The 18,796-nt window shown below is 73.6% G+C and carries 10 protein-coding genes; 8 read left to right on the forward strand and 2 right to left on the reverse strand.

Annotated features, from left to right (window positions below; all coding sequences use genetic code 11):
- Positions 1 to 577 precede the first annotated feature (577 nt).
- A complete protein-coding gene (locus ACZ619_RS17420; protein ID WP_023586593.1) occupies positions 578 to 757 on the reverse strand; it encodes a DUF6104 family protein in 180 nt (59 codons plus the stop codon).
- 232 nt (positions 758 to 989) lie between these two features.
- Between ACZ619_RS17420 and ACZ619_RS17425 the strand changes: the two genes are divergently transcribed.
- The 8 genes from ACZ619_RS17425 to fxsT all read left to right on the forward strand — a co-directional run bounded on the left by ACZ619_RS17425 (position 990) and on the right by fxsT (position 14,640).
- Positions 990 to 1,490, forward strand: coding sequence for a CU044_2847 family protein (locus tag ACZ619_RS17425; RefSeq protein ID WP_469599464.1), 501 nt, complete (start codon positions 990 to 992; stop codon positions 1,488 to 1,490).
- Positions 1,487 to 3,739 (forward strand): VMAP-C domain-containing protein, encoded by a 2,253-nt coding sequence (locus ACZ619_RS17430; protein ID WP_469599466.1) that lies wholly within the window; start codon positions 1,487 to 1,489, stop codon positions 3,737 to 3,739. The genes ACZ619_RS17425 and ACZ619_RS17430 overlap by 4 nt, the downstream gene beginning before the upstream one ends.
- A 111-nt stretch (positions 3,740 to 3,850) precedes the next feature.
- Entirely contained in the window at positions 3,851 to 4,873 is a 1,023-nt protein-coding gene (locus tag ACZ619_RS17435; protein WP_469599468.1) for an AAA family ATPase, read from the forward strand.
- 11 nt (positions 4,874 to 4,884) lie between these two features.
- Positions 4,885 to 8,379 carry an SAV_2336 N-terminal domain-related protein gene (locus ACZ619_RS17440; RefSeq protein ID WP_469599470.1) on the forward strand — a complete coding sequence of 1,165 codons (3,495 nt, stop codon included), beginning with the start codon at positions 4,885 to 4,887 and terminating at the stop codon, positions 8,377 to 8,379.
- 38 nt (positions 8,380 to 8,417) lie between these two features.
- Positions 8,418 to 8,822, forward strand: a complete 405-nt coding sequence (gene fxsA / locus ACZ619_RS17445) for an FxSxx-COOH cyclophane-containing RiPP peptide (RefSeq protein ID WP_469599472.1) — start codon at positions 8,418 to 8,420, stop codon at positions 8,820 to 8,822.
- A 182-nt stretch (positions 8,823 to 9,004) separates the two neighbouring features.
- Positions 9,005 to 10,117, forward strand: a complete 1,113-nt coding sequence (locus ACZ619_RS17450; RefSeq protein WP_469599698.1) for an FxsB family cyclophane-forming radical SAM/SPASM peptide maturase — start codon at positions 9,005 to 9,007, stop codon at positions 10,115 to 10,117.
- Complete coding sequence (locus ACZ619_RS17455; RefSeq protein WP_469599700.1) at positions 10,117 to 11,511, forward strand: aKG-HExxH-type peptide beta-hydroxylase; 1,395 nt, start codon at positions 10,117 to 10,119, stop codon at positions 11,509 to 11,511. The genes ACZ619_RS17450 and ACZ619_RS17455 overlap by 1 nt, the downstream gene beginning before the upstream one ends.
- A 126-nt stretch (positions 11,512 to 11,637) precedes the next feature.
- Complete coding sequence (fxsT, locus tag ACZ619_RS17460; protein ID WP_469599474.1) at positions 11,638 to 14,640, forward strand: FxSxx-COOH system tetratricopeptide repeat protein; 3,003 nt, start codon at positions 11,638 to 11,640, stop codon at positions 14,638 to 14,640.
- Between the two features lie 67 nt (positions 14,641 to 14,707).
- Here fxsT and ACZ619_RS17465 read toward each other — a convergent pair whose 3' ends face one another.
- Positions 14,708 to 18,511: a multifunctional oxoglutarate decarboxylase/oxoglutarate dehydrogenase thiamine pyrophosphate-binding subunit/dihydrolipoyllysine-residue succinyltransferase subunit gene (locus ACZ619_RS17465; protein ID WP_469599476.1), complete on the reverse strand. Its 3,804-nt coding sequence runs from the start codon at positions 18,509 to 18,511 to the stop codon at positions 14,708 to 14,710.
- Positions 18,512 to 18,796: the final 285 nt, after the last annotated feature.

The raw sequence follows: 18,796 nt of genomic DNA on the forward strand, positions 1-18,796 counted from the left end.
GGAGTGCCGGGAGTGCCGGGAGCGCGGGGAGTGCCGGGGGCGCGGGGAGTGCCGGGTGTACGGGGAGTGCCGGGTGCGCGGGAAGCGCCAGGGCTGCGGGGCGGGCTGGGAATGACGGCGGCACCGGGAGCGGCGAGGGGGTCGGAAGCGCCGGGGGTGCCGGGAGCCCCGAGCTTTCAGGGGGCACCGGAAGTGACGAGAGCGCTGGGAACAGCGGGACCGCCAAGGGCGCCGGGCTCACCGAGGGTGCCGGGGGTGCCGGGGGCATCGGGGGTGCCGGGGGTTTCCGGGGTGGGCGGAGCGTGGTGGGGCGGGAGCGGTTGTGGGGTGGTGCCGTGCGGCCGGCTCTCGCCGAGGTGGCGGTCGGGGTGCCGGTCGCGGTGTGGGGGATGCGGCGGCGCCGGGCGGCGTGGGCCGTGGCGGGCGTTGCCCTGGTCGTGCACGGGGTGCTGGAGCTGTCGTACGAGACGTTGCTGCCGCGGGACTGACCGGCCGGGGTCCGTCGCTCCCGCGCCCCGTCGCTCCCGCGCCCCTTCGCTCCCGCGCCCCTTCGCTCCCGCGCCCCTTCGCGGTCGCCCTACTCCTCGTCCTCGTCGTCCAGGCGGGCCAGCCATGTGGCCAGGCGTTCCACCGGGACCTCGAAGTCGGGGTTGAGGTCGACGAACGTGCGGAGCTGCTCGGCGAGCCACTCGAAGGTGACTTCCTCCTCGCCGCGCCGCTTCTCCAGTTCCTCGATGCCCCGGTCGGTGAAGTACATGAGTCGCTCTCCTGCTGCGTACCTGCGTGGGTGGGTTGCCCGTGCCGGGCGCCTACCAGCCTAGGCGGACGGCAAAGGTGTGCCGTCGCTGAAGGGTAGGGCCCGCCTCCGGAGGGAAGGAGTCCTTCCCCGTGGCATGGAAACGACGGCGTCTTCCCGCGCGGGAAGGGCGGGAATCCACGAAGGGCACGGCGTAGGGAGCACACGGGGCTCGGGGGAACGGGGGAACGCGATGGAGCGGGACGCTACGCGGATAGCGCGCGTGCGGTTGCCGGACGGTACGCCGGTGTGGGCGCGGATCTCGGGGGCCGGGGAACTGGACGCGCCGTCGGGGGAGTTGTCGTACACGGACACCGGGCTCACGGACCGGGTGGAGGCGAGCGTCGAGAGCCTGGGCTCGCTGGTGAACGGGGTCGCGCGCTCGCTCGCCGAGCCGCTGCGCGCGGTGCGGCCCGACGAGGTGAGCGTGGAGTTCGGCATCGAGCTGACCGCGAAGTCCGGGAAGGTCGTGGGGCTGCTCGCGGACGGCGAGGCGAAAGCGGCGATCACGGTGACCCTGACCTGGAAGGGCCCCGGCCCCCCGGACCAGGCCCCGGACCGAGCAGCCCCCGACCGAGCAGCCCCCGACCGAGCAGCCCCCGACCGAGCGGCCCCGGACCCGGCCACGGCCACGGCCTTGAGCCCCGGCGCCGCCCCCGGTGACCCGGAGCGCGGGGTCGGAGGTGCGGGATGACGGAGCGGTACGACGGGGGCGTGGCCGGCGGCTGGGATCCGGCCCATCACGCGCTGCGGGAGCTGGTGATGGCGGCCACCGTACGGATCCACCGAACGGGAGTCGGATACGCCCCGGACGAGTCCGGGGCGTTCCTCGGCAGCGGTTTCTTCATCGCGCCGAACTGGGTGCTGACCTGCGCCCATGTCATCCACGGCGGGGCCGGCGGCGAGGTCACCGTGATCTACCAGCCCGGCCCCTTCGAGGAGCCGTGCGCCGTTCCCGGCAAGGTCGCCGCGGCCCTCCCGGAGCACGTCGAGGGCCCGGTGCGGGGCGGCTGGCCCGCACCCGACCTGGCCCTCGTCCGGCTCCGCGAGCCCGTCGACCACGCGTGCGTGTACGTCTCCGAGCGGCCGCTGCCGCACTACACCGAGGGACGGGTGTTCTACGCCGGCTGGGCCCCCTTCCAGGGCCGGCCGCAGCTCCTCGACGGCTTCCTCACCGTGCACGGCACCATCGGGGGCTGGTCCACCGGCGCCCAGATGCGCCTCGGTGAGAACGACCTGCCGCTCGGGGTCTCCGGCGGCCCGGTGATCGACCCGGTGCGCGGCGAGGTCGTCGGCGTGCTGAAGTCGCGCTCGGACCACGGGACGGGCGGCACGTCGATCGGGATCGAGCGGCTGCGCACCCTGCCGGTGGCGCCCGGCGACGGACGGCACGACCTGTACCGGCACGGCCTGCGCCACCACGACCCGTACCAGCACGACCTCTACCAGGCCGTCTTCCACGCCCACGACCGCCACCACCGCGACCGTCAGCAGCCCTCCGACTCCGGCCGCCCCACCTGGGCCGACCTCCAGGGCGACCTGGGCACCCGTCCGGGCCGGACGCTGAGCCCCGACGAACGGGTCGACCTGCTCGGCCGGCTCGCCGATCTGCCGCCCCCGGACAGCACCCGCGCCCTGCTCGACATCCTCCACACGCTGCCGGGTTTCCGGCTGCCGGCCATGTCGCCCGCGCCGCGCGGCTGGCGCGACGGCCTCGGCGCGCTCTACGAGAACGCGCGGCAGGACGGTGTGCTCCGGCTCGTCGTCGAGTACGCGATGCGGGTGATGACCGCCCCGCGCCCGGCCACCCCCTTCGTGCTCGACGCCGAACGCGCCCTGTGGGAGTGGATCAGACAGGCGTCGGCCCGCCTGGACAGCGACTTCCGCAGCGAACTCGCCCGCAGACGCGCCCAGTACCTGGGGGCCCGGCCGTTCGACGCCGCCGAGCGCGTCGGGGGCACGGCGGGGGAGCCGGCCCCGGCGCATCCGCCCGCGCGCGGACCCGGGCGCGACGGCGGCGGGCAGGACCAGTCCGTCCTGCTCGAAGTGGAGCATCTGGCCTGGAACCGCGGGCAGTGCGACTGGTCGGTCGCGGTGGTCCGGCCCGACGGTACGGCGGTCCCGCTGGCCGGCGGACAGGGCGCCCCGCTCGCCGACCTCGCCGCCCATGTCGCCGGGCCGCTCACCGAGGCCTTCCGGTGCGGCGACGAACCCGATCGGCCCGTACCGCTGTTCGTCGCCCTGCCCCACCTGCTGCTCGACCTGCCCGTGGACGAGTGGCGGGTGCGGGCCGGCGCGGACCCGCTCGGCGTCGAACGGCCGGTCCTGGTCCGCTGCAAGGACCGCGGCCAACTGCCCGGCGAGGAGGACGGATACGGCGGCGGACACGGATACGGCGAGGGCAACGGATACGGAGGTGACCACGGATACGGCGGTGGCCACGGATACGAAGGTGAAGCCGATCCGGCCGGTTCCGAGGCGCGGGAGCGCTGGCGCCGGGTGCACGGACGGCACGACCCGGCCGGGCCCCGCGTCCGCGCCGAGATACTGGACTGCGACGACGGGGTCCGCCGGCCCGTACCGCAGGCGGCGGTGTTGCGCGGCCTCGCGCACGGGACCGTCCCGGTGCTGTGCCGCCAGGGCGACCGGCGCTACGAGGACGACGCCACCGCCCTCGGCCGTCTCGTCCGCGCGGGCTACGGGGTGGCCCTGTGGCGTCGGCAGGGGCCGTCCGACTCCGTGTGCGGGGAGTTCCACCGGGGTGTCCGGATGACCGTCTACGACGCGGCCGGCGCCGGGGAGCTGCCCGGACTGGTGCACGGGTTGCGCAAACAGGTGCGCGAGGGGCTCACGGATGCGTTCTGGTCCAAGGACATCGCTCTCCTGTACGACGACCCGTACCAACCCCTGCCTGGTGCTGACGACTTGCTGGAGGCACCGTGAACTCACGCGCCCTGTGTGAGTCCCTTACACGGGCTCCTGAGGGTCGATAACGTGAGGCACGTTCGACGGTTGCCGTGGGGACGGGACGACGAGTGACGACGAGGACCGGACATGACCGAATCCAGTGAGTGGCTCATCTACCGCGGTGCCGGGGAACCCCACGACGGCATGAACCGGCTGCCCCCGCCGCCCCCTTGGCGCGACTTCTCGGGACGGGACGCGGCGGACGGCGGCGACGGCTCCCGCGACCGCAGGCTCGGCGCACACCGGCACCTGGCGGAGCTGCACCGGCCCGGCGCCGAGGAGCTGGAGATGATCAACGCGGCGCTGTACCTGCGCCGTCCGCTCCTGGTCACCGGCAGCCCCGGCGCGGGCAAGAGCACCCTCGCGCACTCGGTGGCGTACGAACTGGGCCTGGGTGACGTGCTGCGCTGGTCCATCGTCAGCCGCTCCACGCTCAAGGACGGGCTCTACCACTACGACGCGATCGCCCGGCTCCAGGACGTGCAGATCGCCGCGCAGGGCGGGTACGGCGCGGCGGGCGGCAGGCCGGGGGCCGTCGAGGCGATCGGCAGCTACATCCGGCTCGGCCCGCTCGGTACGGCCCTGCTCGCCTCCGACACCCCGCGCGTGCTGCTCATCGACGAGCTGGACAAGAGCGACATCGACCTGCCCAACGACCTCCTGAACGTGCTGGAGGAGGGCGAGTTCGAGATACCCGAGCTGCAGCGCATCGCCGACCGGCTGCCTGACGGCGAGGCCGAGGTGCTGACCGCCGACGGCACCAAGGTCCGCGTCCGCGACGGCCGGGTGCGCTGCCGGGCCTTCCCGTTCGTGGTCCTCACCAGCAACGGCGAGCGGGACTTCCCGGCGCCGCTGATGCGCCGCTGCATCCACCTCCAGCTGGACCGCCCCGACCACAACCGGCTCGCCACCTTCGTCCGCGCCCACCTCGGCGACGAGGCGGCCCGCGCGGGCGACGACCTGATCAACCGCTTCCTGGAGCGTTCCCGCAGCGAACTCCTCGCCGCCGACCAGCTGTTGAACGCCATCTACCTCACCGACGCGGCCGCGCCGCCCAGCCGTGACCGCCTCGCCGACCTGCTCATCCAGCGGCTCGACCGCCCGAGGTAGGTGAGCCGCTGATGCCGGACGCAGCCCCGCGACACGGCCCGGTCCCACCCGACCCGGACCCCACCTCGGACCCCGCCTCGGACCCGACCCCGGTCGACGCCGCGAACGCGACGCCGCACGCCGGGGCCGCCGGGACCGCCGGGGCTTCTGGGGCCCCCAGGGATCCCGGGGCCCCCGGGGCCTCCCGGGATCCCGCGGCGCCCGCCGCCGACCCCCTGGCCGAGCTGGTGCGGAGGCTGCGGGAGGTCGGGCTCGATCCGGACACCGAGGGGCTGAGCGACGCCCTGTGGCTGGCCGGGTGGGCCCGGTCGGCCGGCGCGGCGGAGGAGGAGCCGCCGGTCGCCGGTTCCGGCGCGGGCGCGCCGGCCGGGGCCGCCGTACCGGTGCCCGAGCCGCCGGGGAACCCGTCGGCCGCGGCCGAGGCGGGGCCGGCCGCACCGGCCGGGCCCCCCGGGCCCGAGGCCGTCGGGGCCGGCCGCCGGGCCTCGCTCTACCCCGTGCCCCAGCACGGCGGCGGCCACGGCCGGGCCGCCCGGCGGATCGCGGGGCTGCCGGTCGGGGTGCCCGCCGCCCCCACCCTGCCCGCGCCACTCGAACTCCAGCGCGCTCTGCGCCCGTTGCAGGCGTACCGCAGCGCCGCACCACCCCTGCGCACCGAGCTGGACGAGACGGAGACGGCCGAACAGAGCGCCAGGGCGGGCGGGTTGATCCTGCCCGTGTACCGCGCGGTGACCCGGGGCGACGCCCGGCTGCAACTGGTCCTGGAGGCCTCCCCCTCGATGCGGATCTGGGACCGGATGTTCTCCGAACTGATCCAGGTATTCAGCCAGTTGGGAGCCTTCGGGGACATCCAGATCAGCCATCTGCACACCGGGCCGGACGGCGAGGCGGCGGTCAGCCGCAGCGCCGACGTGTACGCGGCCCCGCTGCACACCGCGGACCGCCTCAGCGACCCCACCGGACGCCGCATCACCCTCCTGGTCAGCGACTGCGCCGGCCCGCTGTGGCGCGGCGGCCGTGCCCACCGGCTGCTGTACCAGCTGTCCCGGCAGGCCCCCGTCGCGGTGCTCCAGCCGCTGCCGCAGCGGATGTGGAGCCGCACCCGACTGCCCGTCACGTACGGCGAGTTGAGCCGTGGCGAGACGCTGGGCGGGGCCACCGCGCTGCGTGTGCGCACCCCGGACGGCGCGGCGGCGGGCGGCCCGCGCGGCGCCGTACCCGTACCGGTGCTGCCGCCCGAGCCGGTGGCGCTCGGCGCGTGGGCGAGGCTGCTGTCCGGGATCGGCGCCGGACCGGTGGCGGGCGCGGTGGGCTGGGTGCGCGCCGACCAGCCGCCCGCGCAGGGCGTCCGGGTGGGTCGCCCGCTGTCGCCGGTCGAGCGGGTCAGCAGGTTCCAGGCGGTCGCCTCCCCGAGCGCCGGCCGGCTCGCCGTCTACCTGGCCGCCGCTCCGCTCTCGCTGCCCGTGATGCAGCTGGTCCAGCGGACCATGCTGCCCGACTCGGGCCCCTCGGAACTCGCCGAGGTGCTGCTCGGCGGCCTGGTCACCCGGGCCCGCCAGGACCACGGCGGCCAGGGCTCGGACGGCACCCAGTGGTACGAGATGGAGCCGGAGGTCCAGGGCGCCCTGCTCGACACCCTCGGCCGCGACGAGGCGCTGCTCGTCCTCAAGCACTGCTCCGAGTACATCGAGCACCGCTTCGGCAAGGGCGGCCCCAACTTCCCGGCGCTCGCCCTCGCCCAGCTCGGCGACGGCGGCTCCGGACGGCCGTACACCCCGCCGGGCGCCGGCTACCCGGTGCCGGGCGGCGACAACGGCGACGCGACCCTCGTTCCGCAGCCCTTCGCCGAGGTCGCCGCCCGGGTGCTGGAGCGCTTCATGCCGCTGCCCGAGCAGTTCCGGCTCTTCGGCGGCCGCGACACCGCCGCACGGCCGGGCGAGCGCCCCACCCACCAGGCGGTCGGCCGGGCCCGCGCGCTGCTCGCCCGGTTCGACACCGAGGGCATGGTGCAGGACGTCATCGACGCCGTGCAGCTGCTGCGCGGGGCCACCGAGCACGAGCGGCCCGCGGGGGCGGACCCGGAGCTGTGGGCGGAGTACGCGCACTGCACGCTGCGGCTGTGGGAGGTGCAGGGCGGCGCCGACCTGCTGCGCGAGGCCGAGGAGGCGGCGGAGCGGGCGGTGGCGCACCCGCACGCGCGCCGGGAACGGGCCGTGCTGGCCGAGGTGTTGCGGGCCGGCGCCACCGACCGCAGGCGGCGCGGCGACCGGACGGGCGCCCTCGACCTGCTGCGCCGCGCCGACCGGGAGTACGCGGTGGCCTGCGGCGCTCCCGACCTCGACCGGCGCGAGGCGCTGCGGCTGACGCTGGAGCGGGTGGGCGCGCTGGAGGCGCAGTGGAGCCTGGGCGGCGACAGCGCGCTGCTCCAGGGCGCGGTCGGCATGCTGGAGGCGTTCGCCGACGCCTGGCCCGACCGCCGCCACCGGCCGCCCGAACTGCCGCTGGCCCACGGCCGGATCCTGCTGCGGCTGTCCGGCGCGACCGGCGACCCCGAGCAGGCCCGCGGCTACGCCGAGCAGGCGTCCCGCTCGCTGCGCGACGCCCTGGAGGCCGACCCCGAGCCCCCGGACCGGGTCAGGGTGCGGCTCGACCTGGTGGACGCCCTGCTGCGCGCGGGCGGTGCCCTCGACGAGGCCCAGGACCGGGTCGACGAGGCGCTGGCGGTCACCCGCAGGCGCGGCCGGCGGGCCGCCCTGCACCTGCGCTCCGGGCGCATCCGGGTCGCCCGGTACGCCGAGACCGGAGACCCGCGTGAACTCCGGGAGGCCGTTGCCGCGTTCGCCGACTCGGCGGCCGACATGCCGAGGGACGACCCCGAGTACTCGCGGGTCCTGGCCGAGTGGGGCGAGGCGCTGCTGCGCCGGGCCGCGTCGGAGGGCGGGGAGCGCGCCTGGGCGCCGTTGTCGCAGGCGGTCCGGGTGCTGCGGGACTGCCGCCGGGAGACGCCCGCCGGGCACCGCGAGACCGGCCACCGCCTGCTGCTGCTCGGCCGGGCCCTGATCCTGCGCTACCGGCTGCGCGGCGACCGCGTGGACCTGCGGGAGGCGGAGTACCTCTTCGGGCTCGCGGCGAGCGCGGCGGACGACCCGCTGCTGGCCGCCCGCTGCCGGCTGGAGCTGGGGCGGACGCAGTACGAGGCCTACCGCAGCCTGGGCCGTCCGACCCGGCTGGACGAGGCGGTGGACGCGTTCCGGCTGGCCGCCGAGTCGGCCCGGGAGGCGGAGGAGGAGGCCCGCACCGAGCGGCGCCGCCAGGAAGCGGTGGTGCTGGGCGCGCAGGCGCAGCACTGGCGGGGTATGTCCTACGAGGCGGCCGCCCGCCCGCGCGCCGCCCGCGAGGCCTACCGGGCCGCCCGCACGGAGTGGTCACGGCTGCCCGAGGGCACGCTGGGCCCGGGGGAGCCGACGGCCGCCGACACGGCGGAGCGGCTCGCGGCACTGGGATGAGCGCGGCCACGCGACGGCCGACGGAGAGGAACGGGGACATGAGCGGACGGGACGAGGCCGCACGGGTGCCGACCGAGGCACCACCGGATCACCCGGATCACCTGGAGCGCCTGGGACACCCGGGACACCCGGGACCGGATCACCTGGATCACCTGGATCACCTGGAGCGTCTGGGACACCCGGGACCGGATCACCCGGATCACCCGGAACACCCGGGACCGGGACACCTGGAACACCCGGAGCGCCTGGGGCGGCCGGAGTCGCCGCAGCCGCCGGTACTCCCGGTACTCCCGGAACTCCCGCCACTCCCGGCGCTGTTGGAGCTGGATCTGGAGGAGCTGCGGACCGTGCGGCACCCGGTCCTGCGCGAGGTGCTGGAGGGGTTGCGCGAGCGCGCGGAGCGGCCGAGCGAGATGCTCTGGGGCTTCAACAACGCGATGTGAGCCGTGTGCCGCGAACCGGAAGGGCGCGTTGTGAGCCACATGGCGCAGTGAAAGGCGGTCGCGTTCGGTCAAATGGAGTCGGAAATGGACTCAGGGACGGACTCAGGAACGGACTCAGGGATGGGCATGGGGGTGCTGGAGTGTCCACGACCGGTCACCCTTTCCGCCAGTTCATCGTGAAGATGCACGGCCGCTGCAACCTGGCCTGCACCTACTGCTACCTCTACGAGGGCCCCGACCGCACCTGGCGCACCCGCCCGGCCGCCGCCCCGCCCGCCGTCCTGGACCGCACCGCCGACCGCATCGCCGAACACGCCCGCGCCCACGCGCTGACCACGCTCTCCCTGGTCCTGCACGGCGGAGAGCCCCTGCTGGCCGGCGCGGACACACTGGCCGGCTTCACCGACGCGGTCCGTGCCCGCGTGCCCGCCGGCTGCACGGTCCGGGCCACCGTCCAGACCAACGCCACCCTCCTCACCGAGGACCGCCTGGCCGTCCTGTCCCGGCACGGCGTCCAGGTCGGCGTCAGCCTCGACGGCGGCCGTCCCGAGCACAACGCACGCCGGGTCGACCACGCCGGGCGCCCGTCCTGGCCCGCCGCGGCCCGCGGCGCGCGCCTGCTCGCCGACCGCTTCCCGCGGTCGTACGCCGGTGTCCTGACCGTCGTGGACCCCACCCTGGATCCGCTGGCGACCTACGACAGCCTGCTCGAACTCGGGCCGCCGGCGCTGGACCTGCTCCTGCCGCACGGCAACTGGTCGTCGCCGCCGCCGCACCGCGAGGGCACCCGGTACGGCGACTGGCTCTGCGCCGTCTTCGACCGCTGGTGGTCGGCCGGCCGGCGGGCGACCCGGATCCGGCTCTTCGAGGAGTGCCTGGCCCTGCTGCTGGGCCTGCCGGCGGCCACCGAGTCGCTCGGCCTGGCCCCCTTCGACGCGCTCGTCGTGGAGACGGACGGGTCGATCGAGCAGGTCGACTCCCTGAAGTCGGCGTACGACGGCGCCGCCCGGACCGGCCTGGACGTCTTCCGGCACCCCTTCGACGAGGCGCTCGGGCACCCCGGGGTCGCCGCCCGGCAGGCGGGCGCGGCGGCCCTCGCCGACGCCTGCCGGTCCTGCCCGCTGCTGACGGTCTGCGGCGGCGGCCACTACGCCCACCGCTACCGGGCCGGGCACGGCTTCCGCAATCCCTCGGTGTACTGCGCCGACCTCCAGCGCTTCATCCGACATGTGGCCGGCCGGCTCGCCGTGGACGCGGCACCCGCACCGGCCGCCCGCGAAGGGGGCACCCCGTGATCTTCCCGGCGGTCCCGGCGGCGGCCCTCGCCGAACTCGGGCGCACCGAGGGCGGCGCCGACACGCTCGCGTTCCTGGTCCGCGACCAGGACACCCGGCGCCTGCTCCTGCTGCGCGCGGTACTGGACGCGGCGGAGGCGGCGGACCCCGCGCTCTGTCCCCCGTCGGCGAAGACGAGGCTGCGGGAGGACTGGGCACTCCTGACGGCGGCGGACCGGACCACCGCACCGGGGGCCCCGGACTCCCCGGCCCGCGCCAGGCTCTGCCACCCGCTGCTCGGCCCCTGGGCCCGCCACTGCCTGACCGGCCTCGATCCGCGCACCGGCCCCCCGACGGACGGGCAGCGCCGCGAACTCGCCTTCGATCTGGCCCACTTCAGCGCGGTGGCGGCGGTGGCCGCGGCCCGCGCCGGGCTGGCGTTCGGGACCGAACTCACCGCACGGGACGGAATCCTGGTCCTGCCCTCGCTGGGCGCGCTGCGCACGGCGGACGACCGGGTCCGGGTGTCGTACGGGAACGGGCGCATGACGCTCGGCGGGACGACGGTCTTCCTGGAGAGCGGCAGCGGCGCCTGGTCCGGCTCGCGCGACTGGACGTCGGCCTACACGCTGCCGGGCCTGGTCCCCGGCGACGCCCCCATGCCGCTGGACGACCTCGACCCCTACCGCGTCCCGCCCCGCGAACCCGACCGGTACGCGCTCAGCGGCCCGGCGGGAGCGGACGAAGCCGAACGCAAGCGGTGGCTGCAGAGCTGGTCCGGCGCGGCCGCCGCACTGCGCACCGGCGGTGAGGGGCGGCTCATGGAGGCACGGGTGCTGCTGCGCTGTCTGGTGCCGCTGGAGATGCCGCCGGGGGCGGCCGGCCGGGGCAGTTGCAGCGGCACCCGGCGCGAGGCGTTCGGGGCGCTGCTCAGCAGCGCCCCGGTGACCCCGCCGGCCTTCGCCGCGACCCTCGTCCACGAACTCCAGCACACCAAGCTGGCGGCGCTGAGCGAGCGGGTGGAACTGCACCGGGCGGGACCGGCGGCCCGGTACTTCGCGCCCTGGCGCCCGGACCCGCGCCCGTACGACGGCCTCCTCCAGGGCGCCTACTCCCATCTCGCCCTCGCCGACTTCTTCCAGCGCCGCGCGCTCGCCGCGGACCCGGCCCGCGGGGAGGGCGCGTGGGCGCAGTACGCCCGCTACCACGCCCAGGTCGGGGCGGCCCTGCCCGCGCTGGTCGCCTCGTCCGACCTGACGGCGGTGGGCCGGCGGTTCGTGGACGAGATGGCCGCCGCCCATGAACGGCTCGCCGCGCATCCCGCGCCCCGGGGGCACGCGGCGCGCGCGCAGGCGTACGTGGAGGCAGTGCGCACCCTGTGGACACAGCGTCAGCCCCGTAGGGAATCGCACTGAAATGACGACTTCTCAGGCCGTGCTGCGCAAAGATCGAAGAGTCGAGGTGTTGCTTCCGAAGTCGCCGGACTCCCCAGAGCCGCACCGAGGTTCTAGGATTTTATGACTACGCGTGGAGGCCGTCGCATGTCTGAAACTCGTACGCCGGTCGGGCCGACCGAGAAGGGGGCCGCGCGGCAGACCGTCACGATCAGCTTCGCCGGGTTCAACCGGGCCTGGGCGGCGTGGATCGGGGACAGACTGGAGCGGCGGGGCGTCCGCGTCTCCTACGTGCGCTGGGACTCCCCGGCGGAGGAGACCCTGGTGGACCTCCTGCGCGGCCTCGCCCTCGCGGAGGGCCGCATCCTGATCCTGGTCAGCGAGCGGTACTTCCAGCTGGGCCCGCGGACCTTCGAGGAGTGGAACACGGCGCTGCGCGAGGTGGTCGGCCCCGACCCGGCCAAGTTCGCCGCGGTGTCCGTCACCAACACCCAGGTCCCCGCGGCGATCGCGGTACTGGGCCCGGTCGACCTGACCAACATGGGCGCGGACGAGGCGGAACGGCGACTGCTGGACCGGCTGGACCTGCCGACCGACGCCCGGCCGGCGCGGGAAGGCGCGCGCAGCCCGCGGTTCCCGGCCGCGCTGCCCGAGGTGTGGGGCGGCGTGCCGCGCCGCAACACCCGTTTCACCGGCCGGGAGCCGGTGCTGAACGACGCGTATCACCTGCTCCAGGGCAGCGATCCGGGCGCGGGCGTCCTCACCTTGTACGGCATGCCGGGGGTGGGCAAGACCCAGCTGGCCGCCGAGTACGTCCACCGGTTCAACTCCGAGTACGACGTGGTGTGGTGGGTCAACGCGGAGAGCAGGGTCACCTACCGCCGCGTGCTGGCCGAACTCTCCTCGAGACTCGGTCTCTCCACGGGCGACGAGTACGGGGAGCGGCTGCGTGCCGTCCGTGACTCGCTGCGACGGGGCAATCCGTACTCCCGCTGGCTGCTCGTCCTGGACGGCGCCGACGAGCCCGACCAGATCTGGGACCTGGTCCCCACCGGCTCCGGGCACGTGATCATCACCTCCCGCAACCCGGAGTGGGGTGAGCACAACAGCAAGCTGCTGGAAGTGGACGTCTACGACCGCGACGAGTCGGTCGCCTTCATCAGGCGCCGCGCACCGCGGCTGAGCGAGCCGGAGGCCGACCGGCTCGCCGAGGCACTGGAGGACCTGCCCCTGCTGCTGGACCAGACGGCGGGCTGGCTCAACGACTCGGACCTCTCCGTCGAGGACTACATCGCCCTGCTGGAGGACGGCGTCGACCCGGACGTCGTCAAGGTGTCGGCGGACTTCCCGCTGGCCTTCCAGACCGCGTGGGCGATACTGCTGAACAAGCTGCGCGAGACCGTTCCGGAGTCGGTCGACCTGCTGCGCCTGTGCACGTTCTTCGCTCCGGGCTTCATCCCCGTACGCCTGTTGCGCGAGATGTCGACCGACGACCTGCCGGAGGAGCTGACCCGGCTGTTCGACGATCCGCTGCTGTGGAACAAGGCGATCAACCAGCTGCGGCAGTACTCCGTGGTCCGGCTGGAGTCCCACGAGGCCGGTTCGGAGGACATCCCCACCCCCGGTGAGGCGGTGTACCTCCACCGGATGGTCCACCAGATCGTCGGCAAGGACATGCCGGAGGAGCGGCGGCGTGAGTTCATCGACGTGGTGCGGCGTGCGCTGGCCGAGGCCGATCCCGGCCGGCCGACCGACACCCGCAACTGGGAGGTGTACGCGGAGCTCGTGCCGCACCTGAAGTACGCCGACGTCCTCAACAGCACGGACCGCAAGGTACAGAACCTGGTCCTCAACTGCCTGCGGTACATGTGGTGGGCGGGCGAGTACACCTCGGGCTGGAAACTCGGCAGGCGGACCGTCAACGCCTGGCGCGAGCTGCTGGGCGAGTCGGATCCGCGGGTGTGGGAGGCCACGCACCACTACGCCAACCTGCTCCGGTCGGCGGGCCGGTTCGAGGAGACCGAGGCGATCGACCGGGAGGCCATGGAGCACCTGCGCAGGGGCGGCGAGCGGTCCCTGGAGTACCTCCGGGCGGCCAACGGGCTGGGGGCCGACCTCCGTGAACTGGCCCGCTACGAGGAGGCCCTCGAACTCGACAACTGGCTCTACCCGGCCTACGGGGAGCTCCTGACCGAGCAGGACTCCCGGACCCTCAACGCCCTGAACAACAAGGGGTACACGCTGCGGCTCATGGGCCGGTACCAGGAGGCCATGGAGGCCGACCGGCAGACCATGGAGACACGTCGCCTCGTGCTGACGGGCCGCCACCTCATGACCCTCTTCTCCGAGGTCTCCTACGCCATCGACCTGAGGCTGCTGGGCCGCTACGCGGAGGCCGAGTCCATCCATCTGCGGAACGTCCGCGAGTACCAGAACGTCGGCGGTCTGGACAGCCCGGACGCGTTGCGGGCACAGCTCAACCTGGCGCTCTGCCAGCTGCGGGGCGGGGACCGCGGCACGGCGGGTCCGCTGCTCACCCAGGTGCTGGAGGGGTACGAGCGCAAACTCGGCGAGAACCACCTCCGTACACTGTCCGCCGCCGTCAGCCACAGCTGCTTCAACCGCGAGCACGGTGACATCGACCTGGCCCGTGAGACCAGCGAGTCCGTCCTGGCCCGCTACGAGCAACTGCTCCCGGAGGGGCATCCGTTCATCCTCGGCGCACGGGCGAACCAGGCGCTGGTCCTGCGCAACGTGGGTGAGCGCGAGGCCGCCCACGTCCTGATCGAGCAGGCGCTGGCCGAGCTGACGGACGCCGTCGGCGAGAGCCACCCCTACACGCTCGGCTGCGCCGTCAACGCCGCCGCCCTGCGCAACCTCGTCGGTGACACGGAGTCCGCCGCCGAACTGAGCCGGGTCACCATCGCCCGGGCCACCGAGACCCTCGGCCGCACCCACCCGCTCACCCTCTCGGCCCGGGTCGCCTACGCGGCCGACCTGCGCGGACTGCGGTCCCGGCAGCAGGCCGAGAAGACCGAGCAGGAGGCGCTGACCGACCTGGAGGCGACCCTCGGCAAGCAGCACGTCCACACCATCTCCGCCCGCGCCCGCAACCGCCCCTACTGGGACTTCGAACCCCAGGCCAGCTGAGGGGCGGGTACGCCGAAGGGCCCGGCTTCCGTGACGGGAGCCGGGCCCTTCGGGGTGTTTTGGAGGGTTACGCCTCGAAGACCTCGCGCACCAGCTGCTCCTGCTCGGCCTGGTGGCGCTTGGCCGAGCCGACCGCCGGGGACGAGGAGTGCGGGCGGGAGATGCGGCGCAGGCGTTCGCCCGCCGGGATGTCCGCGCCGACCGCCAGGTCCAGGTGGTCGATCAGGTTGAGCGCGATGAACGGCCAGGCACCCTGGTTCGCCGGCTCCTCCTGGGCCCACAGGTACTTCTCGGCGTTCGGGTACTTGGCGATCTCGGCCTGGAGCTCGGCACCCGGCAGCGGGTACAGGCGCTCCAGCCGGATGATCGCCGTGTCCGTGACACCGCGCTTCTGCCGCTCGGCGTCCAGGTCGTAGTAGACCTTGCCGGTGCAGAAGACGACCTTGCGGACGGCGGCCGGGTCGACCGACGCGTCGCCGATGACCGGGCGGAACTGCCCGCTCGTGAACTCCTCCGCCTTCGAGGCCGCCGCCTTCAGGCGCAGCATCGACTTCGGGGTGAAGACGACCAGCGGCTTGTGGTGCGGGTTGTGCACCTGCCACCGCAGGAGGTGGAAGTAGTTCGACGGGAGGGTGGGCATGGCCACCGTCATGTTGTTCTGCGCGCAGAGCTGGAGGAAGCGCTCGATACGGGCCGAGGAGTGGTCCGGTCCCTGGCCCTCGTAGCCGTGCGGCAGCAGCAGCGTGACGCCGGAGAGCTGGCCCCACTTCTGCTCCGCGGCCGAGATGTACTCGTCGATGACCGACTGGGCGCCGTTGGTGAAGTCACCGAACTGCGCCTCCCACATCACCAGCGCGTCCGGACGGGCGAGCGAGTAGCCGTACTCGAAGCCCATCACCGCGTACTCGGAGAGCAGCGAGTTGTAGACGTTGTAGCGGGCCTGGTCCTCGGAGAGGTACAGGAGCGGGGTGTAGTCGGCGCCCGTCTCGCGGTCGATGAGGACCGCGTGGCGCTGGCCGAAGGTACCGCGCTGGGAGTCCTGGCCGGAGAGGCGCACCGGGGTGCCCTCCATCAGCAGGGAGCCGATGGCGAGGGTCTCGCCCATGCCCCAGTCGATCGTGCCGTCCTCGATCATCGCCGCCCGGCGCTGGAGCTGCGGGAGCAGCCGCGGGTGGACGGTGAAGTGGTCGGGGATGTTGACCTGGGACTCGGCGATGCGCTTGACGACCTCGGAGGAGATCGCCGTCGGCACGGCGACCGGGAAGCCGTCCTGCGGGGCCTGGACGTCACCGGCGGCGGGCTGCGCGGTGGCCTCGCGGACCTCCGTGAAGACCTTCTCCAGCTGGCCCTGGTAGTCCTGGAGCGCCTGCTCGGCCTCTTCCAGGGTGATGTCGCCGCGACCGATCAGGGACTCGGTGTAGAGCTTGCGCACCGAGCGCTTCTTGTCGATCAGGTCGTACATCAGCGGCTGGGTGAAGGCCGGGTTGTCCGACTCGTTGTGACCGCGGCGGCGGTAGCAGATGAGGTCGATCACCACGTCCTTGTTGAACGCCTGACGGAACTCGAAGGCCAGGCGGGCCACGCGGACCACGGCCTCCGGGTCGTCGCCGTTCACGTGGAAGATCGGGGCCTCGATCATGCGGGCCACGTCCGTCGCGTACATGGAGGAACGCGAGGACTCCGGGGCGGCCGTGAAGCCGACCTGGTTGTTGATGACGATGTGGACCGTGCCGCCGGTGCGGTAGCCGCGCAGCTGCGACATGTTCAGGGTCTCGGCCACCACGCCCTGGCCCGCGAAGGCCGCGTCGCCGTGCAGGGCCACCGGCAGGACCGTGAAGTCCGTGCCGCCCTTGTTGATGATGTCCTGCTTGGCGCGGGCGATGCCCTCGATGACCGGGTCGACCGTCTCCAGGTGGGACGGGTTGGCGGCCAGCGAGACCGTGATCTGCTCGCCGTCCAGGCCGGTGAAGGTGCCCTGGGCGCCCAGGTGGTACTTCACGTCGCCGGAGCCGTGCATCGACTTCGGGTCGAGGTTGCCCTCGAACTCGCGGAAGATCTGCGCGTACGACTTGCCGACGATGTTGGCGAGCACGTTCAGGCGGCCACGGTGGGCCATGCCGATGACGACCTCGTCCAGACGGGACTCCGCCGCCGAGTCGAGGATGGCGTCGAGCAGCGGGATGACGGACTCGCCGCCCTCCAGCGAGAAGCGCTTCTGGCCGACGTACTTGGTCTGCAGGAAGGTCTCGAAGGCCTCCGCCGCGTTCAGCCGGCGCAGGATGCGCAGCTGCTCCTCGCGCTCCGGCTTGGAGTGCGGGCGCTCGATGCGGTCCTGGATCCACTTGCGCTGCTTCGGGTCCTGGATGTGCATGAACTCGACGCCGGTGGTGCGGCAGTACGAGTCGCGCAGCACGCCGAGGATGTCGCGCAGCTTCATCAGGGACTTGCCGGAGAAGCCGCCGACCGCGAACTCGCGCTCCAGGTCCCAGAGGGTGAGCCCGTGCTCGGTGATGTCCAGGTCGGGGTGCTTGCGCTGGCGGTACTCCAGCGGGTCGGTGTCGGCCATGACGTGGCCGCGGACCCGGTAGGAGTGGATCAGCTCGAAGACCCGGGCGGCCTTGGTGACGTCGTCGTCGTGCGAGGCGTCGATGTCCCGGAGCCAGCGGACCGGCTCGTAGGGGATGCGCAGGGCCTCGAAGATGTCGTCGTAGAAGCCGTTCTCGCCGAGGAGGAGGTTGGCGACGGCGCGCAGGAACTCGCCGGAGGCGGCGCCCTGGATGGTCCGGTGGTCGTAGGTCGACGTGAGCGTCATGACCTTCGAGATGCCGAGCTTGTTCAGGGTGTCCTGGGAGGTGCCCTGGAACTCCGCGGGGTAGTCCATGGAGCCGACGCCCATGATGACCGACTGGCCGGGCATCAGACGCGGGACCGAGTGGACGGTGCCGAGGCCGCCGGGGTTGGTCAGGGAGACCGTGACGCCGGTGAAGTCGTCCATCGTCAGCTTGTTGTCGCGGGCGCGACGGACGATGTCCTCGTAGGCCTGCCAGAACTCGAAGAAGTTCAGGGTCTCGGCCTTCTTGATGGCCGCGACGACGAGCTGGCGGTCGCCGTTGGGCTTCACCAGGTCGATGGCCAGGCCCAGGTTGACGTGCGGCGGCTTGACCAGGGTCGGCTTGCCGTCCTTCTCGCCGAACGACCAGTTCATCGACGGCATGGCCTTGATGGCCTGCACCATCGCGAAGCCGATCAGGTGCGTGAAGGAGATCTTCCCGCCCCGGGCGCGCTTCAGGTGGTTGTTGATGACGATCCGGTTGTCGAAGAGCAGCTTCACCGGGACCGCGCGGACCGAGGTGGCCGTCGGCAGCTCCAGCGAGGCGTTCATGTTCTTCGCGACGGCGGCGGCGGGACCACGGAGCGTGATCAGCTCGGGGCCCTCGGTGGCCGGGGCGGCGGCAGCGGGCTTCGCGGCGGCGGCCGGCTTGGCGGCGGCCGGGGCCGGAGCGGCCGCGGCGGGCTTCGCGGGCGCCGGGGCGGGCGCGGCGGGCGCCTGGGCGGCGGGAGCCGCCTGGACCGGAGCCGGGGCGGCCGGAGCCGGAGCGGCCGGGGCCGTCGGCTGGGCCGGCGCGGGCGCCGAGGTGGTGCCCGCGGCCCCCGCGGCCGCGGTACCCGCCGGAGCCGGAGCGGCGGCCGCACCCGGCTTGTAGTCGGCGAAGAAGTCCCACCAGGCTCGGTCTACCGAATTCGGGTCCTGGAGGTACTGCTGATAGATCTCGTCGACGAGCCACTCGTTGGGACCGAACGCGGCTGCGGGGTTCTTCCCGGCTTGGTCGTCGGTCGAGATGCTCGAGTTACTGGGGGACTGTGGCGACACGGCGGCAACCGCCCTCTTCCGCTTCTCACAAGGTGATGGACAGCGGGAATAAAGGCTACGCCTCCAAGAGCGCGAAGGTCAGGTCGGGCCGGTTCATCGTCGCGTAAGTCACATCAGAAAGTGTGTTTCGGGGCTTGAAATGGCGGGAAACAACCGTGGTTCCGCTGTGCGAGGACCGAACCGGGCATGGCTCCGCCACACCGGAGATCACCTCACGCCGAACCCCGGCGCGAGGTGCGCGAAGGCCACACCTGATCACACGTGTCGGACTGCGCCGACGGCTGT

This window comes from Streptomyces sp. NPDC104367 (genome assembly GCF_055583825.1).

What these genes read in the sequence shown, in the direction of transcription:
- ACZ619_RS17420 (WP_023586593.1), bottom strand. Translation starts at nt 757, where the DNA reads ATGTACTTCACCGACCGGGGCATCGAGGAACTGGAGAAGCGGCGCGGC.
- ACZ619_RS17425 (WP_469599464.1), top strand. Translation starts at nt 990, where the DNA reads ATGGAGCGGGACGCTACGCGGATAGCGCGCGTGCGGTTGCCGGACGGT.
- ACZ619_RS17430 (WP_469599466.1), top strand. Translation starts at nt 1,487, where the DNA reads ATGACGGAGCGGTACGACGGGGGCGTGGCCGGCGGCTGGGATCCGGCC.
- ACZ619_RS17435 (WP_469599468.1), top strand. Translation starts at nt 3,851, where the DNA reads ATGACCGAATCCAGTGAGTGGCTCATCTACCGCGGTGCCGGGGAACCC.
- ACZ619_RS17440 (WP_469599470.1), top strand. Translation starts at nt 4,885, where the DNA reads ATGCCGGACGCAGCCCCGCGACACGGCCCGGTCCCACCCGACCCGGAC.
- fxsA (WP_469599472.1), top strand. Translation starts at nt 8,418, where the DNA reads ATGAGCGGACGGGACGAGGCCGCACGGGTGCCGACCGAGGCACCACCG.
- ACZ619_RS17450 (WP_469599698.1), top strand. Translation starts at nt 9,005, where the DNA reads ATGCACGGCCGCTGCAACCTGGCCTGCACCTACTGCTACCTCTACGAG.
- fxsT (WP_469599474.1), top strand. Translation starts at nt 11,638, where the DNA reads ATGTCTGAAACTCGTACGCCGGTCGGGCCGACCGAGAAGGGGGCCGCG.